Origin of the sequence: Marinomonas rhizomae (assembly GCF_003315485.1) — a bacterium.
Taxonomy (GTDB): domain Bacteria; phylum Pseudomonadota; class Gammaproteobacteria; order Pseudomonadales; family Marinomonadaceae; genus Marinomonas; species Marinomonas rhizomae.
This window is the reverse complement of the sequence record NZ_QNSE01000007.1, coordinates 65,815-89,845: the sequence shown is the minus strand read 5'-3', so window position 1 is coordinate 89,845 and position 24,031 is coordinate 65,815. Positions and strand designations below refer to the sequence as shown.

The following is a 24,031-nucleotide window of genomic DNA, read 5'->3' as shown; positions in this document are numbered from 1 at the left end:
ATGTATTTGGGATATGGCTTAGATTATAGTTTTGTGAATGATCATTCTCAATGTTTCTAAAGGAAGTCTCCTCAATGTTGTCTAAATTTAAATATACTTCAAGTTTATTGCTTGTTTTGGTACTTGTTGGTTGTCAGGAAGAGGCTTCTAAGTCTGAATCCGCAGCGCCAGCGGCTCAAAAAATTCCGGTCGGTGTGGTGACTATCGAGCCACAATCAACGGAATTAATTGCCGAGTTACCAGGTCGTACCGCATCTAGTCTGGTTGCAGAGATTCGACCTCAAGTTGGTGGCATCGTGGAGAAGCGCTTCTTTGAAGAAGGACAAGACGTCAAAACTGGTGACGTCCTGTATGAATTGGATGATTCCACTTATGTTTCCTCTTATAAACAAGCGCAAGCAGACTTAGAGTCGAGTAATGCCAGCTTAAAGTCAGCGCAACTTAAATATAACCGCTACAAAGAGTTGCGTAAGCAAAATAACGTTTCTCAGCAAGATTTAGATGACGCTCAGGTGGCTTTTTTAGAAGCGAAAGCTAAGCAAAAAGGTTCTGAAGCAGCATTGGAATCGGCCAAAATTAATTTAGGTCATACGAAAGTGCGAGCGCCAATTGATGGTCGCATCGGTATTTCTCAGGTTACCGTAGGGGCGTTGGTAACAGGTAGCCAGTCAACGGTAATGACCACAATACGCTCTTTGGATCCGATTTTCGTTGATTTAGCGCAAACCAGTTTAGATCAATTAAAACAACGCACGCTGTTGTCCCAAGACGGTGTTGAAAAAGGTTCCAATAAGGTCTCTTTGATTCTTGAAGATGGTACTCAATACGAATATGAAGGCCAGCTAAAGGCGCGTGAAGTCAGTGTGGATGAAAATACTGGCAGTGTGACGTTACGTGCAGAATTTCCTAACCCAGACGATTTGTTGTTACCTGGTATGTTTGTTCGAGGTTTGATTCATGAAGCAACGCACACACAAGCCTTGTTAGTGCCACAGCAGGGTGTGTCTCGTGATGTGAAAGGCAATCCGCTGGCGTATGTGGTGAACGATCAGAACATCATTGAGAAACGCATTTTGACGGTAGAACGTGCTATTGATAATCAATGGTTGGTGTTATCCGGAATTACCGCTGGCGACAAAGTGGTGGTGGAAGGCTCTTTGAAAATCCGTACTGGCAGCGAAGTCATTGCTTCTCCAATGGTTCGTGATGAAAAGACCGGCGCGATTGTCGACAGTGAACAGGCTTCAGCAGCACAAGGGAATTAATCTATGTTTGCGCAATTTTTTATCAATCGTCCAGTGTTCGCGTGGGTTATTTCCATTGCGATCATGTTGGCCGGTCTGGCATCGATTAATACGTTGCCTATAGGACAATACCCTAACGTTGCCCCCCCAACGGTGAGCATTTCAGCGACGTATTCTGGTGCTTCGGCGGAAACAGTCGAAAACAGTGTGACTCAGGTTCTAGAGCAACAATTAACTGGGCTTGATGGACTGTTGTATTTTTCTTCCTCAAGCAGTTCTTCTGGTCGAAGCAGTATTAATGTCACCTTTGAACAAGGTACGGATGCGGACATTGCACAGGTTCAAGTGCAAAACAAAATCCAGCAAGTGACGTCCAGTCTGCCTAATTCAGTTCAACAGAATGGCGTGACCGTTGAGAAATCCAATACTGACTTCTTATTAGTCGCTGCTATTTACGATGAAACGGATACCGATACGGCCAATGACATCTCGGACTTTTTGGTGTCCAGTATTCAGGATCCGGTTTCTCGGGTTGATGGTATTGGTAGCGTTCAAGTTTTTGGTGCGGAATACGCGATGCGTATCTGGCTTGATCCACTGAAACTGGCGTCTTATAAGTTGATGCCGTCGGATATTTCTTCTGCTATTACGGCACAAAATACTCAAGTGGCAGCGGGTAGCCTTGGTGCGTATCCCGTTGTGGATGGTCAAGAGTTGAATGTGACGGTTACGGCACAGTCTAAACTACAAACCGCCGAACAGTTCGAAAACATTATTTTGGCTTACGATGACAGTGGCGCAACGGTACGTTTGAGTGATGTCGCAAAAGTGGAATTGGGCAGTGAAAGCTACTCTTTCATTCCGCGTTTGAATGGTCACCCAGCCTCAGGTATGGCCGTTATGTTGGCACCTGGTGCGAACGCTTTATCCACTTCCGAGGCAGTTAAAGACGTTCTCGGTGGATTGGAAAAGAACTTGCCGGATGGTTATAAGTTATCTTTCCCTGTGGACAATACGAGCTTTATCAAAATCTCGATTGAAGAGGTGGTAAAAACCTTATTCGAAGCCATCGCGCTAGTTGTGATCGTGATGTTCGTATTTCTACAAAATTGGCGTGCGACATTAATCCCAGCCATCGCTGTGCCAGTGGTGTTATTGGGTACATTTGGGGTACTGGAATTATTTGGTTTCTCCATTAATACCTTGACCATGTTTGGTATCGTGCTGTCGATTGGTCTGCTGGTGGACGATGCCATCGTCGTGGTGGAAAACGTCGAACGGGTGATGGAAGAAGAAAAACTGTCACCAAAAGAAGCCACCATCAAGTCGATGAAGGAGATCACCAGTGCCTTGATCGGTATTGCTGTGGTGCTATCGGCGGTGTTCCTACCTATGGCGTTCTTCAGTGGTTCTACTGGGGTTATTTACCGTCAATTCTCGGTCACCATTGTGGCGGCGATGACCTTATCGGTATTGGTCGCGTTAACGCTGACCCCAGCCTTGTGTGCAACCATGTTAAAACCCAATCACCATGCGCCACAAAAAGGCTTAGGCGGCTGGTTTAACCGTAATTTTGATCGTGCAACCAACAAATACTTTGGTGGTGTGAGCAGCATCATCAAAAAGCCAGTTCGTTGGATGCTGGTATATGGTGCGATTGTTGCGGGTTTAAGTGGTTTGATGATGAATTTGCCATCAGGCTTTTTGCCTACGGAAGACCAAGGCCGAGTGATGGTCATGGTGTCGTTACCAGAAGGGGCGTCATTGTCCCGTACTGATAAAGTCATGCGTCAAGTGGAACAGCATTTTATGGTGGCAGAGAAAGCCAACGTGAAAGCCGTCTTCACCATTTCAGGTTTCAACTTTATGGGAACCGGACAGAATGCAGGTATGGCTTTTATCGCCCTAAAAGACTGGAGTGAGCGTGTTGGTCCTGCGAATAGTGCCGGTGCCATTGTCGGTCGATCTTATGGTGCCTTTGGTGGTATCAAGGATGCGATGATCTTTTCTTTGATTCCGCCTTCTATCCAGGGATTAGGGCAAAGTAACGGCTTTACTTTCCAATTGTTAGCGTCTGGTAATACTGACCGAGATACTTTGTTGGCGATGCGTGACTCCTTGTTACAGGATGCCAATGCTAGCCCTCTATTGTCGGGCGTGCGTTTGGGGTCTCAGTCGGAAGCGCCTCAATTACACATTGATATTGACCAAGAAAAAGCTTCGGCTTTAGGTTTGTCTATGTCAGACATTAGCTCGACCTTAAGCAGTGCTTGGGCGGGCAGTTATGTGAATGATTTTGTTGATCGTGGACGCGTCAAAACGGTTTATATGCAAGGCGAAGCGGAGTATCGCTCTTCACCTGAAGACCTTCAGCATTGGTATGTTCGTGGCAGTGATAACACCATGACACCTTTCTCGGCCTTTGCGAATAGCCAATGGACTTATGGTCCTAAGACGTTAAGCCGATTCAATGGTTCGGCATCCTATGAACTGCAAGGTTCGGGAGCGGATGGCGTAAGTTCTGGGGCAGCGATGGATGAATTACAGCGCTTATCTGATGAGCTGCCAGCCGGTACTACCGGTGCTTGGAGTGGTTTGTCTTACCAAGAGCGTTTATCAAGCGGCCAAACACAAATCTTGTACGGTATTTCTATCCTTGTTGTCTTCTTATGTTTGGCGGCCTTGTATGAAAGTTGGACTGTACCATTGTCGGTGATCTTAGTGATCCCATTAGGGGTGATTGGTGCCGCGGCAGCCGCGCATCTGCGAGGGTTGGAAAATGATGTGTATTTCCAAGTCGCTTTGTTGACCACCATTGGTTTGTCCTCAAAGAATGCGATCTTGATTGTGGAGTTTGCGGAAGCGGCTTATCGACGAGGCGTTAATGTATGGGAAGCGGCCGCGCAAGCAGCACGTCTTCGTTTACGTCCTATTATTATGACGTCCATGGCGTTCATTGTCGGCACCTTGCCTTTGGCCTTGTCTAGTGGCGCTGGTGCCAACAGTCGTATCTCGATTGGTTCAGGCATTGTCGGTGGTACATTGACGGCGACTGTTTTGGCGATCTTCTTCGTGCCTTTGTTTTTCGTCATTGTGCGTCGTATCTTCCCGAAACGCCCTGATGGTTTGTCTTCAATAGAGAACGACGCTTAAGCTTCATAATTTAAGCACTGATGAATAAAAAAGGAGCCGATTGGCTCCTTTTTTTGTGGGTAAGTAGAAAGTGTTGAGCCTTTTAGATTAAACGTTTTCGAATATTCACCACCACAATTTCGGCGATTATGACGACCGCGAAAATGGCCAAAAGAGACATGGCGACTCTATCCCATTGAAACAAGTTCATTGAGTCGTCTAATACCACACCAATACCACCGGCGCCCACTAAACCAAGCACGGCTGACTCACGGACATTAATGTCCCAACGAAACAGTACGATACTGAAGAAAGCCGGTAACACTTGTGGCCAATAGCCCTTGAGCAAAATCGACAACCATGATGCTCCCGTGGCTTTCAGTGCTTCAATGGACCCCATGTTGACTTCTTCTATTGCTTCGCCCAGTAACTTGCCGACAAAGCCAATAGAACGAAAGGCAATGGCCAAGACTCCAGCAATCACACCAGGGCCAAAAATGGAGACAAACAGAAGTGCCCACACTAGTGAATTAACTGAACGTGATGACACTAAGAAGAACCGAGAGATCCAGTGGCACCAGGCCGAATTCACGATGTTACTGGCATTCATTAACGCTAACGGAATGGCGAAAATGAGGGTGATAAGTGTGCCGAGTGTGGCGATGTTGAGCGTTTCAATCATCGCGTCATGAACTGCGACGGGATAATACGCAAAATCAATTGGCCACATACGGGCAAACATATCGGCCATTTGTTCAGGGGCATCCAGCAAAAACTCAGGAATCACCTCAACGGATTTTATGGATTGAACAAACGCTATGATGAGCACGAGGTAAACGGCATAGCGAGACAATTTCTGCTTTAGTGTAAAGCGCTGCCAGTGGTGATCTATTGTGTTCATAATGTGTATTCCTAGGTCAGGCTAGCGGAAAATGCGGCGTACGATATTGGATAAGAATTCGCCAAACATGATGAGTGCGATAATGATGATGAGGATGGCGGCGACAAAATCATAATCGAAGCGTTGGAAGGCGGAGAAGAGCGTACCACCCAATCCACCGGCGCCGACAATCCCGACCATGGTCGAGTTACGCAAGTTGGAGTCGAGTTGATAGGTCGAGAAACCAATAAAGCGCGAAAATACCTGTGGCATGACAGAGAATAAAATAATGCTGGTAAAGCCTGCACCGGTGGCACGGATGGCCTCAACCTGTTTTAGGGATATCTCTTCAATGGCTTCTGCAAAGAGTTTGGCAATAAAGCCTATCGACGCCACGATTAAGGTTAAAATCCCTGCTAACGCACCAAATCCCACGCTTTTTACAAATAAGATGGCAATGATTACAGGGTGAAAGGTACGACAAAGGGCGATCAGCATTCGCACTGGCGTGCTGACCCAAGTTGGCATTAGGTTGCGAGCGGCAAACAGCCCTAAAAAGAGAGAGAAGAAAATACCAAAAATACTCGAGATAATGGCAATTTCTAAGCTTTCAATGAGGCCACTGAGTAAGAGAGACCAGCGACTAAAATTGGGTGGAACCATTCGTCCTAACAGGTTGCTGGCATGGCCAAGACCATCGTTAAAACGCTCCCAACTTAAGCCCATTGCCTGAAAAGAATACACTACGTAGCCGATAACAATTAGCCAGATAGCTGTCACAAACCAGTTTTGTTTAAAGGGATTTTCTCGGTTTTGTGGGGAATTTATACCAGCCATGACTCGCCTCCGTAGATCTGTTTCAGATGCTCATCCGTGATGCCTTCAGGTGGTCCATCATAGACAACTACGCCATTACTCATGCCGATCATGCGTTTGGCAAATCGACTGGCCAGTTTTACATCGTGGATATTCACCAGCGTTGGCAATTGTTTCTCATCAGAGAATCGTTGTAAAAGCTCCATGATTTCGACAGCGGTTTTAGGGTCAAGTGAAGACGTTGGCTCATCGGCCAATAGAATTCTGGGGTTTTGCATGACAGCTCTGGCGATACCCACTCGCTGACGTTGGCCGCCAGACAGACTGTCAGCTCGTTTCTTCGCATGTTCGCTTAAGCCCACTGCGTCCAATAATTCAAACGCGGTATTGATGTCTTCTTGGCTGAACTTTCGACGCCACGCTCGCCAGGCCGACATGTAGCCAAGACGACCTGTTAGGACATTCTCAATTACGGTTAAACGTTCGACCAGATTGTACTCTTGAAATACCATGCCGACTTGGCGGCGCAGTTTGCGTAATTGCGCACCTTTTGCGAGGCATAGGTCACTGTCGTCGAATAATATTTGTCCATCAGTAGGGTCAATTAAGCGGTTGATACAGCGCAATAATGTACTTTTACCGGTTCCAGAGGGGCCAATGATGGCGATAATACCGGGCTCAGTAATGTTAATGTCGATCCCTTTTAGGATCGGGTTACCCGCGGTGTATTCTTTTTTTAAGCCTCGAATTTCAAGAAAATTAGAGTGCTCAGCTGTGTTATGAGTGACAGACATAGTGTTTCCTAAAGACAAAGAATGCCAAGCAACCTGATGACTCAGGTTGCTGGTCTTTATGTAAATGGGTAGTCAGTTAAAGGCGGTTTACTGAGTTTTGCTGGCTGCTGCTTTGGCGGCTTTCGCTCTTTTGGCAGCGGCTTTAGCAGCATCGGCTTCGGCGAGCTGTTTCAGTCCCGCTTTGGTATAGGCTGTACCGGATGCGTGAGCAATGTCTCGGATGACCTGCCATTCTTCTTTGTAGGTCACAGGGAAAAAGCGGTCAGCACCACCAAAGGTTTGTTGCATGTCAGCTGGGAAGCGGAAGGTAAAGAAAGCCTCTTTAATTTTTTCAACCAACTCAGGGTTTAAGTCATGAGCGTAGCCAAAAGAGGACGTTGGGAAACGAGGGCTGGTATAAATAATACGGAAGTCCTCTTTGTTGATTCGTTTGGCATCCACCATGCGTTTAAACACATCGGAAGCAACAGGCGCGGCTTCATAATCGCCCGATAATACACCCATGACAGATTGGTCATGCTTACCAGAGTATTTCACTTCATAGTCTTTATCTGGTGTGAGTCCAAGTGCTGGGAAGATGGCGCGTGGTGCTAAGTTACCAGAGTTGGAAGAGGCGGACGTGTGAGCAACGACTTTGCCTTTCAGGTCGGTCATCTTCTTAATGTCACTGTCCTGTCGAACGATGGTGATCAAGTTGTAGCCTTGAAATGACTCTTCCGTTCCTTTTACGGCGATTGGTACCAAGCCGCCTAGATTGACTGCATAACCTGTTGGTCCGGTAGAGAAACCAGCAATGTGCAATCGGCCAGAACGTAACGCCTCAACTTCAGCGGCATTGGAGTGGACGGTGTAATACACCACTTTTTTACCAGTGACATCGCTAAGGTATTTTTGGAAATCACTAAACGCGTCTTTATAGACGGCTGGATCTTCAACTGGGGTGTAAGTAAAGACAAGTGTGCTTGGATCACGCCATTGGCTTGAATCTTTTGGTAGATCGGCCACTAGGTCGTAGTTTTCGTCGCAGAATTTATCGTCCAGCACGCCACGATAGCTGCATGTGTCTGCTAGGGCGGCATTGGCACTTAACAGTAGTGAACTTGATAGCACTAAACCTGTTAATAATTTAATAGGCATTATGGTTTTCCTCATGATGTATTTTTTATTGTTATCACCGGTCGGGAGGTTCCGTTGTCGGAGATGAGATAACCCCACGTTAGTGTCGGGTTAAATCTTATAGAGCAAGGCAAATGCCAATATTAAAAAAGCCTTTTAAAACAGAGTCTTGATATTATTTAAGCGTCGCGAGCTTGAAGCTTGGGACGCTTTAGTCTCATCGTAAAATGCGAAATGGGTCATTCGTGTCCTTCGCCTTCGGTGGTCTTAAATTGCTGTTTGTCCAATTGGTGTTTTTTCATTTTGCGATATAACGTTTTGCGTGACATATCCAACAGTTCCGCCGCGTCATTTAACAGGCCGTTTGTCACTCTGAGTCCTTCTTCAATGATATGGCGTTCAAATTGATCCATGCGTTCTTCGTAGCTGCCATTGATGTCATCCTGACGTTTGATTGACGCCAGTGATGTTTCGCTAATACCGAGCACAAAGCGATCGGTGGCGTTCTTTAGTTCACGGACGTTGCCCGGCCACTGATGTTGAATTAAATAATCTAGGTAGGAGGGCGTGATGCTAGGCAGCGTCCGAGAAAAATGGTCAGACGCTTTTCGAGCATAATGATGAAAAAGAGGCAAAATGTCTTCGGGTCGATCCCTAAGGGGTGGAATGGTGAGGCTGGCGACATTGAGTCGGTAAAATAAGTCCTGACGAAATTTTCCTTCCTCTCCAAGTTGTGCGAGGTTTTCTTTGCTGGCGGCAATCACGGTGAGTTCAACGGGAATGGGCGTGGTGCTCCCAACTCGCTCGATGGTACGTTCCTGTAGAACTCGCAGCAGTTTGATCTGCACTGGAAGAGGCATGGTTTCGATTTCATCTAAGAACAATGTGCCCCCATTCGCGGCTTCGATCTTACCGATATGGCGTTTATTGGCACCAGTAAAGGAGCCTGCTTCATGACCAAACAACTCGCTTTCGATTAGACTTTCGCTGATACCGCCACAATTAATGGCAATGAAGCGACCTTTGTTTCTTAGACTGAATTGGTGTAATGCTCTAGCAACCACATCTTTGCCACACCCGGTTTCACCATAAATAATGGTGTCAACGTTTGCTTGTGCCAGAGAGGAGATGTGTTGACGAATGTTTTTAATGGCCGCTGACTCACCAATAATTAAGGCTTCTAGGCCGGATTGTTGGGCAAGATTCTGTTTGAGCTTGCGGTTCTCTAATACCAGCTGGCGTTTTTCGGACGCTCTTTGTAATTGATTAATAAGCTGAGCGGGTTGTAAGGGTTTTTCAAGGAAGTCATATGCTCCTTCCTTCATGGCTTCAATGGCCATTGGGATGTCACCATGACCACTCATTAGCAGGACGGGCAATTCGTTATCTAATTGCTGTAAATGAGCCAGTAGATTCATACCGTCCATTTTTGGCATTCTCACATCGCTCAGCACGACAACAGGGCTGTCTTTGTTGAGTAATGAAATGACCTTGTCTGCTCGACTGTGACTTTCAGTTTGGAAGCCTTCGAGTTCGAGCATTTCCGTTAATGCTTCAATGATGGTTTGATCATCGTCGATCATGATTATTTTTATTGTGTTGAGCATTTATTGTACTGCCTTTGCTAATTCTAAGGTGAAGCGACTGCCTGTTTCGGGAGTGGATGAAACTCGGATCTGGCCGCCAAAGTCTTGGACGATGTTATAGCTAATGGACAGACCGAGCCCGAGCCCTTGTCCTACTTCTTTTTGGGTAAAGAAAGGATCGAAAATTTGTTCTATCTGGCCTTCTTCAATGCCTATGCCAGTATCACTGACATCAATGATAACCTTATTGTTTTGTTCATAAACGTCGATGGACAGCTGTTTTAAGGTTGCGCTTGATAGGGCATCAACGGCGTTACTAATGAGATTGACCATGACTTGTTCTAAGCGAATGGGTTCCGCCAGTACATACAGGGGAGAGGTGCTTATTTGATAATCAAGTTGGCAATCTTGGTCTGCAATCTGGCTCGACATAAGTTCGATCGCGTCTCGAATTACTGTGTCTAAGCAAACGGGAGTTAGTTCGGTTCCAGCAACACGTGCGAAGGCTTTGAGATGCTTGGTGATGCGAGTGATTTTGATGAGTAATTGACTGATTTTTTGTAGGCTTATTTGTGCCTTGTCCACTTGCTCTTTTTCCATGTGCCGCCCTGCGGTGTGCAAGTGGCTGGCAATGGCGGTGAGTGGTTGATTGATTTCATGGGTAATACCGACACCAAGCTTACCTAACGCGGCCAGTTTACCGGCTTGTACCAACTCGTTCTGGGCGGCTTTTAATTGTGCTTCCGCCGCGACTCTTTCTTCGATCTCAGCCGCGAGTGTTTGATTGGTTTGTTCCACTTCGATCGCGGTTTTCTGAAAGTATTGAAGATCTCGGGCCATGCTAGACACTTCGTCATGGCCTGCAATGCGTATTTTAGTGTCCAATTGGGAGCTGGCAATGGCGCGCATATTTTGTTGTAGCTCAATGATGCGTTGCAAGACATTGCGACGTACGTAGAACCAAGAAATGGCACAAGCAATGCTCAGACTAATGAGAGACAAGAGTAAAATGCTGCGAATGCTACCGCGTATGGACTTAATGGCTCTTTCGAGTGAACCACGAATACTGGTGTTGGTGTTATTTGTGTATTGATTGATTTGAGCGGCTAGCTGTTGAATGTGCTGTTGGCTGTTTTCTAAGAGAAAACTTTGCTGATAGAGCAGGTCTAATTCTTCATTTTTGAGTTGAAAGAATTGCCCTTGTCTAGAGCTCATGATGAGTAAATCAAATAACGACTCCTGTAAGGAGGCAGGAACTTGTGGGAGCAAGTTAAGGTATTCCGCTATGTCGTCTCCCAACTTTTCGAGCCTTAGGAAGGTGTAGTCAAGCTCGTTAAAGGAGGTATCGTTGCTGACTTTTTCGATTAAGCCAGAAAAGTAGTAGAGTCGGTGGAGAACTTCTTCTAACTCAGGGGTATGGTGTACCTGATCAACTTGATGAATGATGTCTTGGAATAATGGGAAGATGAACAAAGAGTGTTTGGCGAGCTCCTGTCGGATGACTTCGCGACGTTCCACACTTTGATTTAACAGCGTCAAACTGTTGCTAATTTGTGTAATAAGCTCAAGAAAGTATCGGTTGTAATCCGGTAGATTACGCATCAGTGAATCCATTTCTCGAATGGCGGAGCTGAGTTCGCGCATGGCTTTTGCTCTGGCAACGGAAGAATCGCTGGTTACCAGAAGCGGAGCGGTGGCAACAATTTGTCGGCTTTTATCGTTGAGTCGAGCAGCGGCGTCTAACCCTGGAATGTCTTGCTGCTTTAGTAAAAGAAGACGATCACTGAGTTGTAAGTAGGTATTGGTTGCCATTCCACTTGCCACAATAGTAATGGAAGAGATCAACACAAAAGCTAAAAATAGCCTGCCACCGATGCCAATGTTACGCAGCCAAGAAAAACTGGGAATGCCCATGTTGGTATGTCCTATTATTTTTATAATGTATTAACCTAATGAAAGATTGATGCCAACTTTGATGTCTTATCCTTGTTAGGTTAGAGCCTATATTGAGGACAAAAATGTCCCATCACAAGTGTTTATGCTGTTTGTTCATCATGATCTGTGTCGATTATATCTGCTCTTTTTCCGAGAGCTACTGCTTAAAATCGAATAGAAGTCTTATTGTAAGTGAATAGTCACTAACTCTAAACTTCATGCTTTTAGAGTCTACTGTTCTAGAAAGTCTCAAAAACAAGGTGTGGTCTTCCAGAACTAATGATGGGTAAGAGTAAAGGTGGGTAATACAAGAGTGAGGATGGCCTCCTTGTTTGGAGGCCATCCTGCGGTATTAAAACGGAGCGAATTGATCCAATTCGACATCTGGGATTGTCCAGCGTTGATGTGCCTCTACCGGATCGGCTGGGCGGCCGGCAATAGGCGTTTGCATCCTGTCTCCGTAAAGCCAGAGTACCATGTTGCTGCGAGTACCACTGGTGATCGGTTGAGCCGCATGCGGAACCCCGCCAAGGTGCAACATGGCCGTTCCTGGTTTGAAGGTCAGTCGGTTGACCGTCCCTTCCTGGCGATCATAAAAATCCACTTCTGAGCCGGTAAATGTCTCGTCAGGCAAGTTCATATTGATGTTCAATGTGGCGGCACTGGCATCCGTATGAGGCTGTAATGACGTATCCATACCGGTTTGATATTGGATGGAAAAACCGAATGTTTGGTTGTCGTAACCCATAATGTTTGGGAACAATAAACGTGCAATGGGACGCATGTATTGATCCATCAGCTCTCGGTAAAAAGCTTGAAACGCTGGTGCGGCTAGATAACCTTCTGAACGAGGGTCGAGCATCGCGCCATGACGATTGAGTGCGATGCCATAAGGTGGTCGAGTTGGAATACCTGCATCGGCCACCGCGTTAAGATACTGACGCAGTTCAGCCAATCGTTGAGGGTCAAAGAATTGAGCCTGATATACTCCAGTTGACACTTCTTCCCAAAGGTCTTTTACCGCGGCTTCTTTATTTGGGTCTTGCCAAGCCTGTTCGACGGCATCGCGCAGTTTGGCGTCCAATAAAGAGGTATCTGGTTTAAGGTTGGGGGCTTCCCCATTCTCTTCCCATGCTTTCCAAGCTGCGGTTAACAGTGGCGTGTTGCTGTCCCAAAAGTGTTTAACTGAAGGCGCTCTCTGCAGCATGCTGTCGCGTGATGGTAACGTCAGCGCACGAGCCTGTGCTAACGAATCAAATGTCATATCGTTGATTTGGGTGGCTGTTTTTTTCATTTGCCTTCTCCTCATAATCTTTTATCTGGTTAGCAGTGAATGTCACTGTTGATGATGAGGTAAGTGTAATTAGATTAAATTTCTGGATAAAGATGCTAAATGTTGAATCACTATTTCGATTTTGAATATAATACTCGGTTCCGTTATGGGATTTACGATGTAAATGTTGGTTTTTCATCTTCCCAAATTGGCGGATCGCCTATCTTTTCTAATAAATAATCAATAAATACCCTGACTTTGGCTGTGAGTACATTGGACTTAGGGTACACGAGCCATACAGCACTTTGGTCATCAATTTGGTAATCCGGCAGCACGCGCACTAAGGATCCGTCGAGAAGCTCGGAATGGATATTCCAGAGTGAGCTCATGCAAATTCCTAATCCAGCTTTCGCTGCAATGCGCAGACTGGCACCATCATCACAAACGACTCTTGGTTTCGTATTGGCGGGAGGGAAGGTGTATTGTTGCTGATCCGAGAGCGCGATGAGCTTTCGAGCTTTAGCGTTCATAAACACCAGTAGTTGATGCTTGGTGAGATCTTCAGGTGTTTCTGGCGTACCGTGAATCTCGATATATTCAGGTGAGGCGCATAAGACTCGTGTATCACTGGCAAGTCGGCGACCAATTAAACTACTGTCTTCGGCAGCAAGGTTACGTAGAGCGAGATCAAAGCCACCTTCAATAAGTTTGACTTGGCTATCTGACAACATGAGCTCGACATTGATGTCAGGGTAGCGCTCTAAAAATTCCTGCAAAATCGGCATGACATAGCGTTGAGCAAACGTACTTGAGGCGGCAAAACGCAATGTTCCGCTGACATTTGGATTGCCACGACCCAGTGCTGCCAGAGCGGATTCTTGTTGCGCCAATATTTCTTTGGCATAAGGCAAGAATTCTTTACCTTCAATGGATAGGCTTACTTTTCGAGTCGTACGATGGAACAAATCAGCGCCCACCTGTGTTTCTAGCTTTGACAGCCAAGCGCTGGCCACAGAGGGGGTAAGTCCTAATTGCTGACCAGCAGCACTGATGTTTAGGGTTTCAGCGGCCAATACAAATAACTTAATGCCGTTCGTTTCCATCTATTATCTCCAAAATCAGAATTCTGATTCCATTTATAAATCATTTATCCTTTTTTTCCAAAGTATTATGCTGATGTCATTCAAAAGTAAGTGGCCTATCCCTGCTTATCTATCCATACGGGAGAGAGTAAAAGTGAACATAACAGCCTCTGTTAACTATCATGTAACCAGTGCTCAGCCTCAGGCGTTTCGTTTCGATGTCGATGGGGTTGTTGGCAACCTATCGTCTCCTGAGCTGGTCGCGGCTCATGTTGAGGTGAAAGATTGGCGAGATCGGATGAATCAGCTCGGCTTTGATGACGATGGCATCGTTTTTTTATCGTCTCGATCAGCGGTTAGTCGTTTTACGGGAGAGGATTGGCAAGCTCAGTATAATCAAGAGATTGCTGATTTATTGGTTAGTGGTATCGGAGCGAAAGAAGTGTTGGTGTTTGATCATACGGTACGTGTCGATGAGCCGGATTCTGCTCGAAAGCCTGCTCGAAATGTTCATAACGATTTCAGTGCCAAAGGCGCGAATCAACGGTTGATTGATTTGTTGGGCGAGGCACGAGCGACCGATTATCAACAGGGGCAGTTTGGCTTTGTTAATGTATGGCGTCCGTTGGCAATGCCGATTACCAGCTCTCCATTGGGTTTTATTCGTCCTAACTCTATGACAAAGGAAGATTGGATGACCATTGAATTGATCTACCCAGATCGGCAGGGACAGATTTTAGGTGTCGCTGAAAACCCAAATCATGAATGGTTTTATCTGTCTAATATGACGCCTGATGAAGTGGCCATTTTTAATGTTTATGACAACCAGCATCGACCTTATCTAGCACACAGTGCTTTGGATGTGGTTGGGCAAGTTGCGAGTACACCCAGAAAAAGCATCGAAACTCGTACGTTAGTACGATACGACTAGACCCAGACTTGGACAAATAGGAATACAAAAATGAAAAAGACCATATTAATCACAGGTGCCACTGATGGCATTGGTTTTGAAACTGTTAAAAAACTTGCTTCAGAAGGGCATACGTTGCTGCTACATGGCCGTAGTGAGGCTAAATTGCAGCAAACAAAAGGGGCGATAGAGGCGCAATTTCCTGAGGTGGAACTGGACGCTTTTTTAGCGGACTTATCGGATCTTGAGCAGGTCGTGGCATTCGCGGATCAAATCAAGGCGAAATACACATCGATTGATGTACTCATTAACAATGCGGGTGTGTATAAAGTGCCAAACGCGATGACTGAAAAGGGCCTTGATGTGCGTTTTGTTGTTAATACACTGGCGCCTTATGTGTTGACCAAGGCGTTGTTGCCATTGATGGGAACAGCTGGTCGAGTGGTTAATTTGTCCTCTGCTGCGCAAGCACCGGTTAAATTGGAGGCTCTGAAAGGTGACCTGTTGATGTCTGACAGTGATGCTTATGCTCAAAGTAAGTTGGCGATTACCATGTGGAGTTTTCAGCTTGCTGATGCTTTAGGAAGCGATGCAACCGCCATCATTGCAGTCAATCCAGCGTCTTTTTTAGGCAGCAAAATGGTGAAACAAGCCTATGGGGCAGACGGTAAAGATTTAGGCATCGGCGCAGATATCTTGACGCGCGCGGCGTTGAGTGATGAGTTTGCCAAAGGGACGGGGCGTTACTTTGATAATGACATTGGTGTTTGGGCGCAACCTCATCCAGATGCATTGAACAGTGGCAAAAATGATGCTTTGGTGAAGGCTATGGATGAACTTCTTGATCAGTTTGGTGTTCAGGTGGCATAACGTTTAGCGAGAGAAATTCAATGGGATTAATAACACATTCTTGAAAAAGAATGTGTTATTCGCATGAAACGGGCTTTGCTGTTGTCTGTACTGTTGGAAAGAAAACTGATGAACTTGTTTTAATCGTACCTTAATCTTAGTTTTTTAAATGATAAGGGATAAAACATTTTATGGATGCTATTGAAGCTTTGCTTAGTAGGCGCTCTTACGCTCGTGGCTGTCTTTTACAGCCTGGGCCAAATAGAGAAGAATTAGCTCAGATTTTACAGACAGCGATGACGGTTCCTGATCATGGTAATTTAAAGCCGTGGCGATTTGTGGTGATTCAGGGACAAGGAATGAAAGATTTAGAGGGATTACTTCGTACTATTTACGATGGTGAAGTGGAAAATGAAGTATATTTTCAGCATTTTGTTGAAGAGATTGTTAATACGCCAATGATGATTTGTGTCTATACCGCTATAAGCCAAGACACGAGTGTTTCGATATTAGATCAACAGTTGGCAGGCGCTGCCGCTTGTGAGCATATATTATTGGCGGCTCATGCAATGGGTTTTGGTGGAATCTGGCATACTCAAGAAACAGATAACGCGCTTCGTCAGATAATGGGCATGGGTGAAAAAGACCAAGTGCTTGGGATTATATCCTTGGGAACGCCAAAGCGTACTTCACGAGCTAAGCGAAAGTCCTTTGCAGATTATACTTTTGAGTGGAATCAAGAAAGCGGCTTACAGCCTTGGGAGTAGTATGCTATTGACGATCGCATTTAGTGAAAAGGCTTTTCCTGTAAATAGTACGCTTGATGACAGCGAAAAAAAACGTGCTTCAATGTTTCGATTTGAACATCTACGTGAACAATATACTTTTGCGCATGCTTTCAAACGACAGACTTTGAGTCATTATTTTCCATGTAAAAAAGCATCTGAATGGTGTTTTGATCAAACTTCATCAGGCAAGCCTTTTGTAGAAGAACGTATAGCTTTTAACCTTAGTCACAGTATCCGCTCAGTTGCGGTTGCTCTTGTCGAATCTACTGATAAAAGTGCTGTGGGTGTGGATATCGAGTGTTTTCGGGAAATGGCTGATCTTGAGTCAATGATTGAGATGGTCTGTCACCCTGATGAGATACAGCAACTTGATAGATGCAGTGAACGAAATAAAGGTTTCTTTACGTTGTGGACGGCGAAGGAAGCACTGCTCAAAGCTTGTGGAAGCGGTTTGATAGATGACTTAAATAGTATTAATTGTCTCCCAAGTTTACTAAGTGATCAGTCTTATTCATTACCATGGAAAGGCAAAAAATATAGTGTGAAAAGCTTTTCTTTTGACTGGGGGGTGATTACCGTCGCTTGGTCTGAAAGCCTATTTATATCGGATATTAGACTCGATGATTGGACTTCTGGAGTGCCTGAGTTCTCTAATTTTCGTCTTGAGTGAATCGATAAAAAAAAGAGCCTCGTATTTTGCAAAATACGAGGCTCTCAAATTCAAAAAGCTCTTCAAACTCAAAGAGCATTGGCACGATTACCAGTCGTAAGTCACGCTGGCCATGATGTTGCGACTGTCGCCGTAGTAGCAGAACCCACTACAGGTAGCGATGTATTCCTTATCGAGTAGGTTTTTTGCGACCAATTGGAACTTATAATTATCAACTCGGTAGCTTGCCATGGCATCAATAAGCGCATAAGACGGTACTTTGTTGGTTTCTGTATTGTCTGCGTAGGTTTCACCGATATAACGCACGCCAGCACCCAATTTTAAACCATCTAGTATGCCGTCAATGACGTTGTAGTTAGCCCAGACCGAAGCCAGCTTACTGGCGATTTGAGCTGGTGTTTTGCCGACATTTGCGCTATTGGTATCCTCAATAATTTCTGAGTCTACATAGCTCAATGTGCCGACTAACGTGACGGCTCTGTTTAGATTAGCAATGGCTTCAAATTCAATGCCTCGATTACGTACTTCTCCGAGTTGACGGAAGTTAGCTGTGCCACTGGAACCGCTGCTTAGATTTTCTTTGGTGACCTGATAAGCTGCTATACCGAATTGTCCATCAAAGCTTTGTGGCTTGAATTTTACACCTATTTCGTAGCTGTCTGCTTTTTCCGGTTTTGCTGGATTGTTGTCTGCATCCAAAGCAAGAATCGGGTTGAAAGACTGGGCGTAATTGGCATAAGGAACCAGACCATTATCTAACTGATAAGACGCACCTAGGTTTCCTGTCCATTGATGGAGGTCTATGTCCGTTTTTGTATTGGTCGACGTATTGTTCGTTTCGTTACTGGTATCGTCGTAACGTGCGCCTGCAATGACGGTAAATTTGTCTGTGATGTTAGCTTTGTCTTGAAGGTAGAAACCTAATTGGCGATTCTTAGTTTTCGTGGTCTGTAGGTCTGCATCTGTTAGCGTTGCGAATGTGCTGGAATTTAGTAAGACAATATTGTTGCTATAGCTTGGGTTATAAATATTGAACCTAAGGTCCGGAATGTTAAGACCGGGAACTATCTTGTTTCCATCGGCAATAATAGGGTCTGATGCATAGTCTTTATTGTTAATATAAATACTTTGATAATCTATCCCTGTTAACACTGTGTGTTTTGTGCTGCCAACATTGACTTTATAAATAAAGCGGTTGTCAATATTAAAGGCATCAGAGTAGCCATCAGCGGTTGAGGCAAGCCTGACAATATCGCTTCGACTATTTGTTGAATCAAGAAGAGCACCATAGGTAGGGACATCAGCTGAATATCGTCCAAAATATGCTTGGCGTAAGTAAATATCCATGTGGCTAAAACGAGCTGATTGTTGGAAGCTTAAGTTATCATTGAATGCATGCTCTAGCTCATAGCCTACCGAAGTTTGTTCACGTTGAAAGGTTTCCCAATCAGCATTTCCTAAAGCGGTGTTATAACCAATTTTACCATTTGGATTAGATGTTAAAGTGCCTTCCATCGGTAAAAATTGAAGGTAGGGATCCGAGTCGTCTTTTTGATAACTTGCAAGCACGGTTAGCTTAGTATCATCGCTGATTTTCCAGGCTAAAGAGGGGGCAAGTAGTGTGCGGTTCGCTTCTACACCGTCGACCTTGGTACCGTTCTCACGAGTGAGTGCCACCATGCGGAACGCTAGCTTATCATTGATGACCTTGTTCACATCAAGGTTGATTTCTTTGCGGTCATAGGAACCTACCGTTCCTGTCACTGAACCAAAATCTTCTTCAAGTTGAGCTCGTTTACTGATGACATTCACTACGCCACCAGGGGGTGTTTGACCATTCAGTGTGGAAGCAGGTCCGCGTAATACTTCGATACGCTCCAACATAAAAGGGTCAATTTGCCAGCTATAAAAGCCAGATGAATAAAGGCGTGTACCATCTTGGTATAAGCCGTTATTGGCTTGTTTAAACCCGCGAATAACAAACCAGTCTTGCTTGTTGTCTTCTCCATAAAAATTTGTCTGAATACTTGGTGTGTATTGCAGCGCATCAGATATGCTGATTGGTGCTCGATCATCCATTTGTTCTCGGGTTACTACGGAAACGGCGCGAGGAATCTTGGTGATTTGTTCGTCTGTTTTTGTCGCCGTTTGGGCAACATTACTGACATAGTTGAAATTGTTGGTGGTAGAACTTTGTTCTGTGTCGTCCTCTATAACAAGCGTTCCCATTTCCTCTGCATGAGTAATGTTGGTTAATAGTGCCAAAGCAATAGCCAATGACACAGGGGTTAATGTAAAGCGTGGTTTCATGTCTTGTCCTTTTTTATTCGTTGAGGAGCGTGTTTCTAGGAAGTAGCTTGTGAAAGAATGGTCTGGTTTTGTCGCTGTTCAGAAAGGCTGAGCTCGCTTAAACGGCCTAAATCCATTTTGAAAACTCGATCAGCAGAATCGAAATATTTGTCGTCATGAGTAATTGCGATGACAGTGACGCCGCGTTTTTTTAATTGTGGTAGTAGTTTTCGGTAGAATATTTTTCTGAATCTTGGATCTTGATCAGCTGCCCACTCATCAAGAAGAATGCAGCCGCGCTGTTCCATGACAGCTGCAAGTAATGCTAGCCGTTTACGCTGCCCTTGAGAGTAGCGAGTGTCTGATAAATGCCCCTTTGTATGAGAGACTTTGTGGGACATTTCTAGATGGTTTAGCCATTCATCAATTACCGTGTCGTCAACGTAATCACCATGGCTATCGACGATCTGACGAAAAAGGTAATAATCACTAAAAACAGCGGAAAACTGCAGTCGATATATTGGCCATTGCTCGGCTAGAACTGGAGTGTCATTAAGCAGTATTTGGCCAGAGTGCGGGAGATAGAGGCCGCTTAATAAGCGAGAAAAGGTCGATTTCCCACTGCCATTGCCGCCAATAATGAAGATGATCTGTCCTCGTTCGGCGGAAAAATTGATCGGGCCGACTTGAAACGCGCTTTCTTCTGAGTCTGCTTGGTATTGATAAGTGACTTCCTTCAAACTTAGTGATTTGAATGTGACTAGGTTTTTTTGTTGAGACGTGAACTCCGCCTTATCATCCAGAGCCAAGGATTCTAGCTTCTTGATCGATACGTTTGCTGTAACCAAAGTTGGTAAAGAAGCGATCGCTGTCATTAAAGGAGTGCGGATGAACAGAATAACGAGGGCAAAAGAAGATGCGACTTCGAAGCTGGCCCAGTTAAAGCTCAGCGCCGTATAATAGTTTAAACCAACGAGCGCTAAAATTAAGGTATTTGCCATATTCGCAGCAAAACCGTTATAGGTATCAGCTTTAGTTATCTGATTTCGATAATGTCGTGCATTCGGGGCAAATTCTTCTTCGAAGTAACGTTTGGCTTTATTTGGGTTGAGTGCCAGCTCTTTGCGGCCATCAATAATGGCTTGATAATCTTTGTACAGCCTATCGTCATATTCACGTACTTGTTTGATATGAAAAGTAATCTTTCCGATGAGGCTAAAGCCAATTAAGCCGGTAAGGGAAAGTGTGAGCAAACTAATGGTAAATAGCGGAAGTGATAGAAAGGCCAGATAAAGCATTGCCGCTATGGTAAGTACAACACCATAAATAAGTTGGGGCAAATGCACAAAACCTACTGTGACACTACGAATGTCAGTACTTAATGAGGCGAGCAGGCGGGCGCTACCAATATTATCGACTTTCTCAATATCTGTATTGATTAATTGTTTGATGAGTTGACAGCGCTTTAAATAGACAAACTGATGACCTAGCTTATGTAGTGCCACTTGAGCCCAAGTTGCTATCGTTAGCAATACCACTAAGAGTAATAAAAATTGCCACATGACAGTCGGTGTCGGATTAACGGCATCTAATAATCTGTATTGGATAAATGCGATGACACTTAGGGTAACTAATGCACTAGCAATACTAAGCAGCACGACAATAAAGAGTGCCTTAAATTGGTTATTGGCTAGTTGACGGAGTAGGTTCATGATATCTCTATTAAAAATCAATATTTTTGATTTGTATTATTATTCTTATTTACTTAGTGTTTTATCACTTATTTAATATAAGTAAGATGGCCTAGAGTCGTCGTAGTCCCCACATTAAATACAATCCACCTATAATTGAGGCGACCATACCCGCTGGAATTTCTTGCGGATATAGCCATTGTCGGCCAAGCCAATCAGATAAAAGCATCAGAAAGCCACCCACTAATGCAGCGGCAATAAGGTGCTCTTTGGCTCGGCTGAAGCCAAATAGGCGGGCCAAATGGGGAGCCATTAACCCAATAAAACTTAGTGGGCCAACGACTAAGGTTGCAGCGACGGTTAAACAGGCTGCCAAGAACAAAAGAATCAAGCGAGATGAAGCTGTTCGTATACCTAAAGCACTAGCTGTTGCTTGACCTAGAGGTAATATGTCCAACCATTTGGAAAATACAAAAGCGACGCAGGTAAGTACCACAGTAATAATCAGCAGCGGCAATAAAGTATCTACTGTAACGTAATAGGTTGAACCGGAAAGCCAGGCAAGAAACTCATAACTGCGAGGATCTCCGCCCGCTAAAATTAAGCTTTGTATAGCATTCATCAAGGCGGTTATAGCCACACCTGTTAAGAGCACTCGCTCTGGCTGAAAACCAGATTTTTTGTTTAATAGTATAATCAGCAGCATAGTAGCTAATGCGCCTAATAAACCTCCAAGATAAAGCCCTATCGTGCTGGTGGCTAAGCCTGCATAAAGTGCCACTATTAGGCCTATAGCCGTACCTGAACTGATGCCTATCACTTCCGGGCTTGCCATCGGGTTTCCGCTGAGTCGCTGAATGATTGTCCCTGCAATGGCAAGCATGGCTCCGGCTAGTAATGCTGTTATTAGCCGCGGCAGACGCCACTCCAACATCGACCAGTCGCCACTGAGCACCAGCCATTGCCAGCCATTGCTTTGTATAGAGATGGTAGAAAAAATAAACAGGCCAATAATCAGAGCGCCACATGCCCATAAGATGGCGGTTTTGTGTAGTCTTTTAACTTGGTTTACATGTCTCGTTAATACAGTTTCTACTTGGGTTTGGCTGCGTATTGAGAGTTTTGGAAGAAGCCATAACATCAGTGGGGCGCCAAGTGCTGCTGTAGCCGCACCTGTTTGGATCACCATTGCCATTATTCCAGGTAATTTCTGTACGAGTAAGTCAGCTAATGTGAGTAAGAGTGCGCCAATAATCATGGATGTGATTAGCTTGGGAACGAGTCGATGAATTCCTGCTAATCGCGTTATAGCTGGGGCAGCAAGACCAATAAAGCCAATAACACCAACACTTGCAACAACCCAAGAAGTAAGCAGCACAGCTAAGCCAAGGCAAACAAAACGTAGCTTAGCCAAAGATACGCCTAGGCTTTTTGCGCCTGATTCAGTTAGCTCTAAAAGGCTCAAGGGTTTAAGAAAAATGAAGGCAACAATAACGGCGGCTATAATTCTAGGGAATAAATAGCTGACATTATCCCAGCCAGTCTGTACCAAAGATCCCGCACCCCAAATCATCAAACCTGATAATTTCTCTTGGTTTAACATCAACAAAACCGTACTGAAGGCGCTGAAGTATAAATTGATCACCAATCCAGATATAACGACGATAGTTGGAGATAAAGCTCTACGCCAAGATAGGGCAAATACTAACCCCATGGTAATTAAGCCACCTGCCAAAGCGACTAAGCTATGGGAAAGCTCAATAAGCCAAGGTGCATATATTGTCGCCAGCATTAAGCTAAAGCTAGCACCGCTGGCAACACCTAGGGTTGAGGGTGAGGCAATTGGGTTGCGGAGAACCTGCTGCATTAATACGCCTGCAACCGCTAGTGCTGCACCACATAAAAGTGTTGTAAATAAACGTGGCCACCAAGTTAGGGAGAAGGTGACCGAAGCATTTGATTGCCAGTTTGTTTCAAACAGGCTCGATATATTTTGAGCAAAGTTCCCTGTGGTCGATAATTGCCAGCTCATTAAAAGCAACACTAAGGCGGCCAATAGAGTAATAAGCCCCATCGGAAATAGGCGCATTATTTTGTCTCCTTAGTCAGCTTATTTGTAAGCAATGTTGCAAACCTGACTGTTGATGGTATGGCGCCAAAACTCCATACAGGCGAAATTTTTAAAACGGGTTTGCCAGTTTGCTTCACTAAATATTGCCAAAATTGGTCATTCTGTAAATGTTGCTCAACACCAGCTGGAAGAGGATCGATAATAACAAGTTGACCTTTAATCTCGTTTAGCTTGTCTATGCCAACTAAAGAAAACCCCCAGGCATTGGTTTGACCAAGCCAAGCGCTGTCTAGGCCAATTTTATTGGCAGCAACTTTATACAAACTGTTGTCTCCGAATACCCTAACATGACGTGCATCCATAAACTGGATCATGATGAGTTTTGGGGTGTTTGCCGGAATTTTTTGTGCTAATTGAGCCAGTTTAGCTTCTGATTGGTTAATCAGTTTATCAGCCGCTTTTTCTGTTTTAGTTTGAGATGCTATTGTGCGCGTGAAATCTTTTAGCGCTTGCCATGAAATGCTGTTTTTTTTGTAGAGAGCAATGTTTGTGACTGGAGCAATACGTGATAGTTGAGGTTCGAGAGATTGAAACATGGGAGAGATAAAAATACGATCTGGTTTTAATTCAGACAAGCGTTCTAGGTTTGGTTGTGTTCGCAAGCCAAGATCGAAGGTATCTGATGGGATTGCTGGTGCTTTTACCCATGAGTTATAGTCAATCACTTGTGCTGCTGCAATGGGATGGATCCCAAGTGCTAATAAGGTTTCGGTTTGTGTCCAGTCTATGGTTGCCACTTTCAGTGAAGATGTTGGTAGATAATTTGTTGGTTCTTGTGTCGCCATTGCACTCGCACTCGTAGAGCTGGCAAGAAGCACTATTAGATAGGAAAGATAAGACTTCAT

Annotated in this window: 18 protein-coding genes; 6 read left to right on the top strand and 12 right to left on the bottom strand. The window is 44.8% G+C overall.

Annotation, left to right across the window (positions count from 1 at the left end):
- The first annotated feature begins 74 nt into the window (after positions 1-74).
- Positions 75-1,265, top strand: a complete 1,191-nt coding sequence (locus DFP80_RS10060) for an efflux RND transporter periplasmic adaptor subunit (RefSeq protein WP_113916678.1) — start codon at positions 75-77, stop codon at positions 1,263-1,265.
- Positions 1,266-1,268: 3 nt separating this feature from the next.
- Positions 1,269-4,397: an efflux RND transporter permease subunit gene (locus tag DFP80_RS10055; RefSeq protein ID WP_113916677.1), complete on the top strand. Its 3,129-nt coding sequence runs from the start codon at positions 1,269-1,271 to the stop codon at positions 4,395-4,397.
- Positions 4,398-4,479: 82 nt separating this feature from the next.
- Here the strand turns inward: DFP80_RS10055 and phnE (DFP80_RS10050) are convergent, their stop codons facing one another.
- From phnE (DFP80_RS10050) to DFP80_RS10015, 8 genes are all read right to left on the bottom strand, one after another.
- On the bottom strand, positions 4,480-5,277 hold the full coding sequence (phnE, locus tag DFP80_RS10050; RefSeq protein ID WP_113916676.1) for a phosphonate ABC transporter, permease protein PhnE: 798 nt from the start codon (positions 5,275-5,277) through the stop codon (positions 4,480-4,482).
- 21 nt (positions 5,278-5,298) lie between these two features.
- Entirely contained in the window at positions 5,299-6,093 is a 795-nt protein-coding gene (gene phnE, locus DFP80_RS10045) for a phosphonate ABC transporter, permease protein PhnE (RefSeq protein ID WP_113916675.1), read from the bottom strand.
- Entirely contained in the window at positions 6,081-6,866 is a 786-nt protein-coding gene (phnC, locus tag DFP80_RS10040) for a phosphonate ABC transporter ATP-binding protein (protein ID WP_113916674.1), read from the bottom strand. The genes phnE (DFP80_RS10045) and phnC overlap by 13 nt, the downstream gene beginning before the upstream one ends.
- An 87-nt stretch (positions 6,867-6,953) precedes the next feature.
- Positions 6,954-8,003 (bottom strand): phosphate/phosphite/phosphonate ABC transporter substrate-binding protein, encoded by a 1,050-nt coding sequence (phnD, locus tag DFP80_RS10035; protein WP_113916673.1) that lies wholly within the window; start codon positions 8,001-8,003, stop codon positions 6,954-6,956.
- A gap of 218 nt (positions 8,004-8,221) precedes the next feature.
- Complete coding sequence (locus DFP80_RS10030) at positions 8,222-9,589, bottom strand: sigma-54-dependent transcriptional regulator (RefSeq protein ID WP_113916672.1); 1,368 nt, start codon at positions 9,587-9,589, stop codon at positions 8,222-8,224.
- Positions 9,590-11,482 carry an ATP-binding protein gene (locus tag DFP80_RS10025; RefSeq protein WP_113916671.1) on the bottom strand — a complete coding sequence of 631 codons (1,893 nt, stop codon included), beginning with the start codon at positions 11,480-11,482 and terminating at the stop codon, positions 9,590-9,592. It lies immediately after the preceding gene.
- Between the two features lie 373 nt (positions 11,483-11,855).
- On the bottom strand, positions 11,856-12,797 hold the full coding sequence (locus DFP80_RS10020) for a 2OG-Fe(II) oxygenase family protein (RefSeq protein WP_113916670.1): 942 nt from the start codon (positions 12,795-12,797) through the stop codon (positions 11,856-11,858).
- A gap of 152 nt (positions 12,798-12,949) precedes the next feature.
- A complete protein-coding gene (locus DFP80_RS10015; protein WP_113916669.1) occupies positions 12,950-13,879 on the bottom strand; it encodes a LysR family transcriptional regulator in 930 nt (309 codons plus the stop codon).
- 133 nt (positions 13,880-14,012) lie between these two features.
- Here DFP80_RS10015 and DFP80_RS10010 point away from each other — a divergent pair, with 133 nt between their 5' ends.
- The 4 genes from DFP80_RS10010 (at position 14,013) to DFP80_RS09995 (ending at position 17,075) form a co-directional block, all read left to right on the top strand.
- A complete protein-coding gene (locus DFP80_RS10010) occupies positions 14,013-14,789 on the top strand; it encodes a CmcJ/NvfI family oxidoreductase (protein WP_113916668.1) in 777 nt (258 codons plus the stop codon).
- 30 nt (positions 14,790-14,819) lie between these two features.
- Complete coding sequence (locus DFP80_RS10005) at positions 14,820-15,638, top strand: SDR family NAD(P)-dependent oxidoreductase (RefSeq protein ID WP_113916667.1); 819 nt, start codon at positions 14,820-14,822, stop codon at positions 15,636-15,638.
- A 170-nt stretch (positions 15,639-15,808) separates the two neighbouring features.
- Positions 15,809-16,384 (top strand): nitroreductase family protein, encoded by a 576-nt coding sequence (locus DFP80_RS10000; protein WP_113916666.1) that lies wholly within the window; start codon positions 15,809-15,811, stop codon positions 16,382-16,384.
- A 1-nt stretch (position 16,385) separates the two neighbouring features.
- Positions 16,386-17,075 (top strand): 4'-phosphopantetheinyl transferase family protein, encoded by a 690-nt coding sequence (locus tag DFP80_RS09995; RefSeq protein ID WP_113916665.1) that lies wholly within the window; start codon positions 16,386-16,388, stop codon positions 17,073-17,075.
- An 87-nt stretch (positions 17,076-17,162) separates the two neighbouring features.
- On the opposite strand, the gene DFP80_RS09990 is transcribed toward DFP80_RS09995, so the two are convergent.
- From DFP80_RS09990 to DFP80_RS09975, 4 genes are all read right to left on the bottom strand, one after another.
- Positions 17,163-19,385, bottom strand: a complete 2,223-nt coding sequence (locus tag DFP80_RS09990) for a TonB-dependent siderophore receptor (protein ID WP_113916664.1) — start codon at positions 19,383-19,385, stop codon at positions 17,163-17,165.
- 35 nt (positions 19,386-19,420) lie between these two features.
- Entirely contained in the window at positions 19,421-21,076 is a 1,656-nt protein-coding gene (locus DFP80_RS09985) for a multidrug ABC transporter permease/ATP-binding protein (RefSeq protein WP_113916663.1), read from the bottom strand.
- Positions 21,077-21,167: 91 nt separating this feature from the next.
- Positions 21,168-23,144, bottom strand: a complete 1,977-nt coding sequence (gene fhuB, locus DFP80_RS09980) for a Fe(3+)-hydroxamate ABC transporter permease FhuB (protein WP_113916662.1) — start codon at positions 23,142-23,144, stop codon at positions 21,168-21,170.
- Positions 23,144-24,031: an iron-siderophore ABC transporter substrate-binding protein gene (locus DFP80_RS09975; RefSeq protein WP_113916661.1), complete on the bottom strand. Its 888-nt coding sequence runs from the start codon at positions 24,029-24,031 to the stop codon at positions 23,144-23,146. The genes fhuB and DFP80_RS09975 overlap by 1 nt, the downstream gene beginning before the upstream one ends.

What these genes read in the sequence shown, in the direction of transcription:
- phnD (WP_113916673.1), bottom strand. Translation starts at nt 8,003, where the DNA reads ATGCCTATTAAATTATTAACAGGTTTAGTGCTATCAAGTTCACTACTG.
- fhuB (WP_113916662.1), bottom strand. Translation starts at nt 23,144, where the DNA reads ATGCGCCTATTTCCGATGGGGCTTATTACTCTATTGGCCGCCTTAGTG.
- phnE (WP_113916676.1), bottom strand. Translation starts at nt 5,277, where the DNA reads ATGAACACAATAGATCACCACTGGCAGCGCTTTACACTAAAGCAGAAA.
- DFP80_RS10060 (WP_113916678.1), top strand. Translation starts at nt 75, where the DNA reads ATGTTGTCTAAATTTAAATATACTTCAAGTTTATTGCTTGTTTTGGTA.
- DFP80_RS09995 (WP_113916665.1), top strand. Translation starts at nt 16,386, where the DNA reads ATGCTATTGACGATCGCATTTAGTGAAAAGGCTTTTCCTGTAAATAGT.
- DFP80_RS10000 (WP_113916666.1), top strand. Translation starts at nt 15,809, where the DNA reads ATGGATGCTATTGAAGCTTTGCTTAGTAGGCGCTCTTACGCTCGTGGC.
- DFP80_RS10025 (WP_113916671.1), bottom strand. Translation starts at nt 11,482, where the DNA reads ATGGGCATTCCCAGTTTTTCTTGGCTGCGTAACATTGGCATCGGTGGC.
- DFP80_RS10020 (WP_113916670.1), bottom strand. Translation starts at nt 12,797, where the DNA reads ATGAAAAAAACAGCCACCCAAATCAACGATATGACATTTGATTCGTTA.
- DFP80_RS09975 (WP_113916661.1), bottom strand. Translation starts at nt 24,031, where the DNA reads ATGAAGTCTTATCTTTCCTATCTAATAGTGCTTCTTGCCAGCTCTACG.
- phnC (WP_113916674.1), bottom strand. Translation starts at nt 6,866, where the DNA reads ATGTCTGTCACTCATAACACAGCTGAGCACTCTAATTTTCTTGAAATT.
- DFP80_RS10030 (WP_113916672.1), bottom strand. Translation starts at nt 9,589, where the DNA reads ATGCTCAACACAATAAAAATAATCATGATCGACGATGATCAAACCATC.
- DFP80_RS10005 (WP_113916667.1), top strand. Translation starts at nt 14,820, where the DNA reads ATGAAAAAGACCATATTAATCACAGGTGCCACTGATGGCATTGGTTTT.
- DFP80_RS10055 (WP_113916677.1), top strand. Translation starts at nt 1,269, where the DNA reads ATGTTTGCGCAATTTTTTATCAATCGTCCAGTGTTCGCGTGGGTTATT.
- phnE (WP_113916675.1), bottom strand. Translation starts at nt 6,093, where the DNA reads ATGGCTGGTATAAATTCCCCACAAAACCGAGAAAATCCCTTTAAACAA.
- DFP80_RS10015 (WP_113916669.1), bottom strand. Translation starts at nt 13,879, where the DNA reads ATGGAAACGAACGGCATTAAGTTATTTGTATTGGCCGCTGAAACCCTA.
- DFP80_RS09990 (WP_113916664.1), bottom strand. Translation starts at nt 19,385, where the DNA reads ATGAAACCACGCTTTACATTAACCCCTGTGTCATTGGCTATTGCTTTG.
- DFP80_RS09985 (WP_113916663.1), bottom strand. Translation starts at nt 21,076, where the DNA reads ATGAACCTACTCCGTCAACTAGCCAATAACCAATTTAAGGCACTCTTT.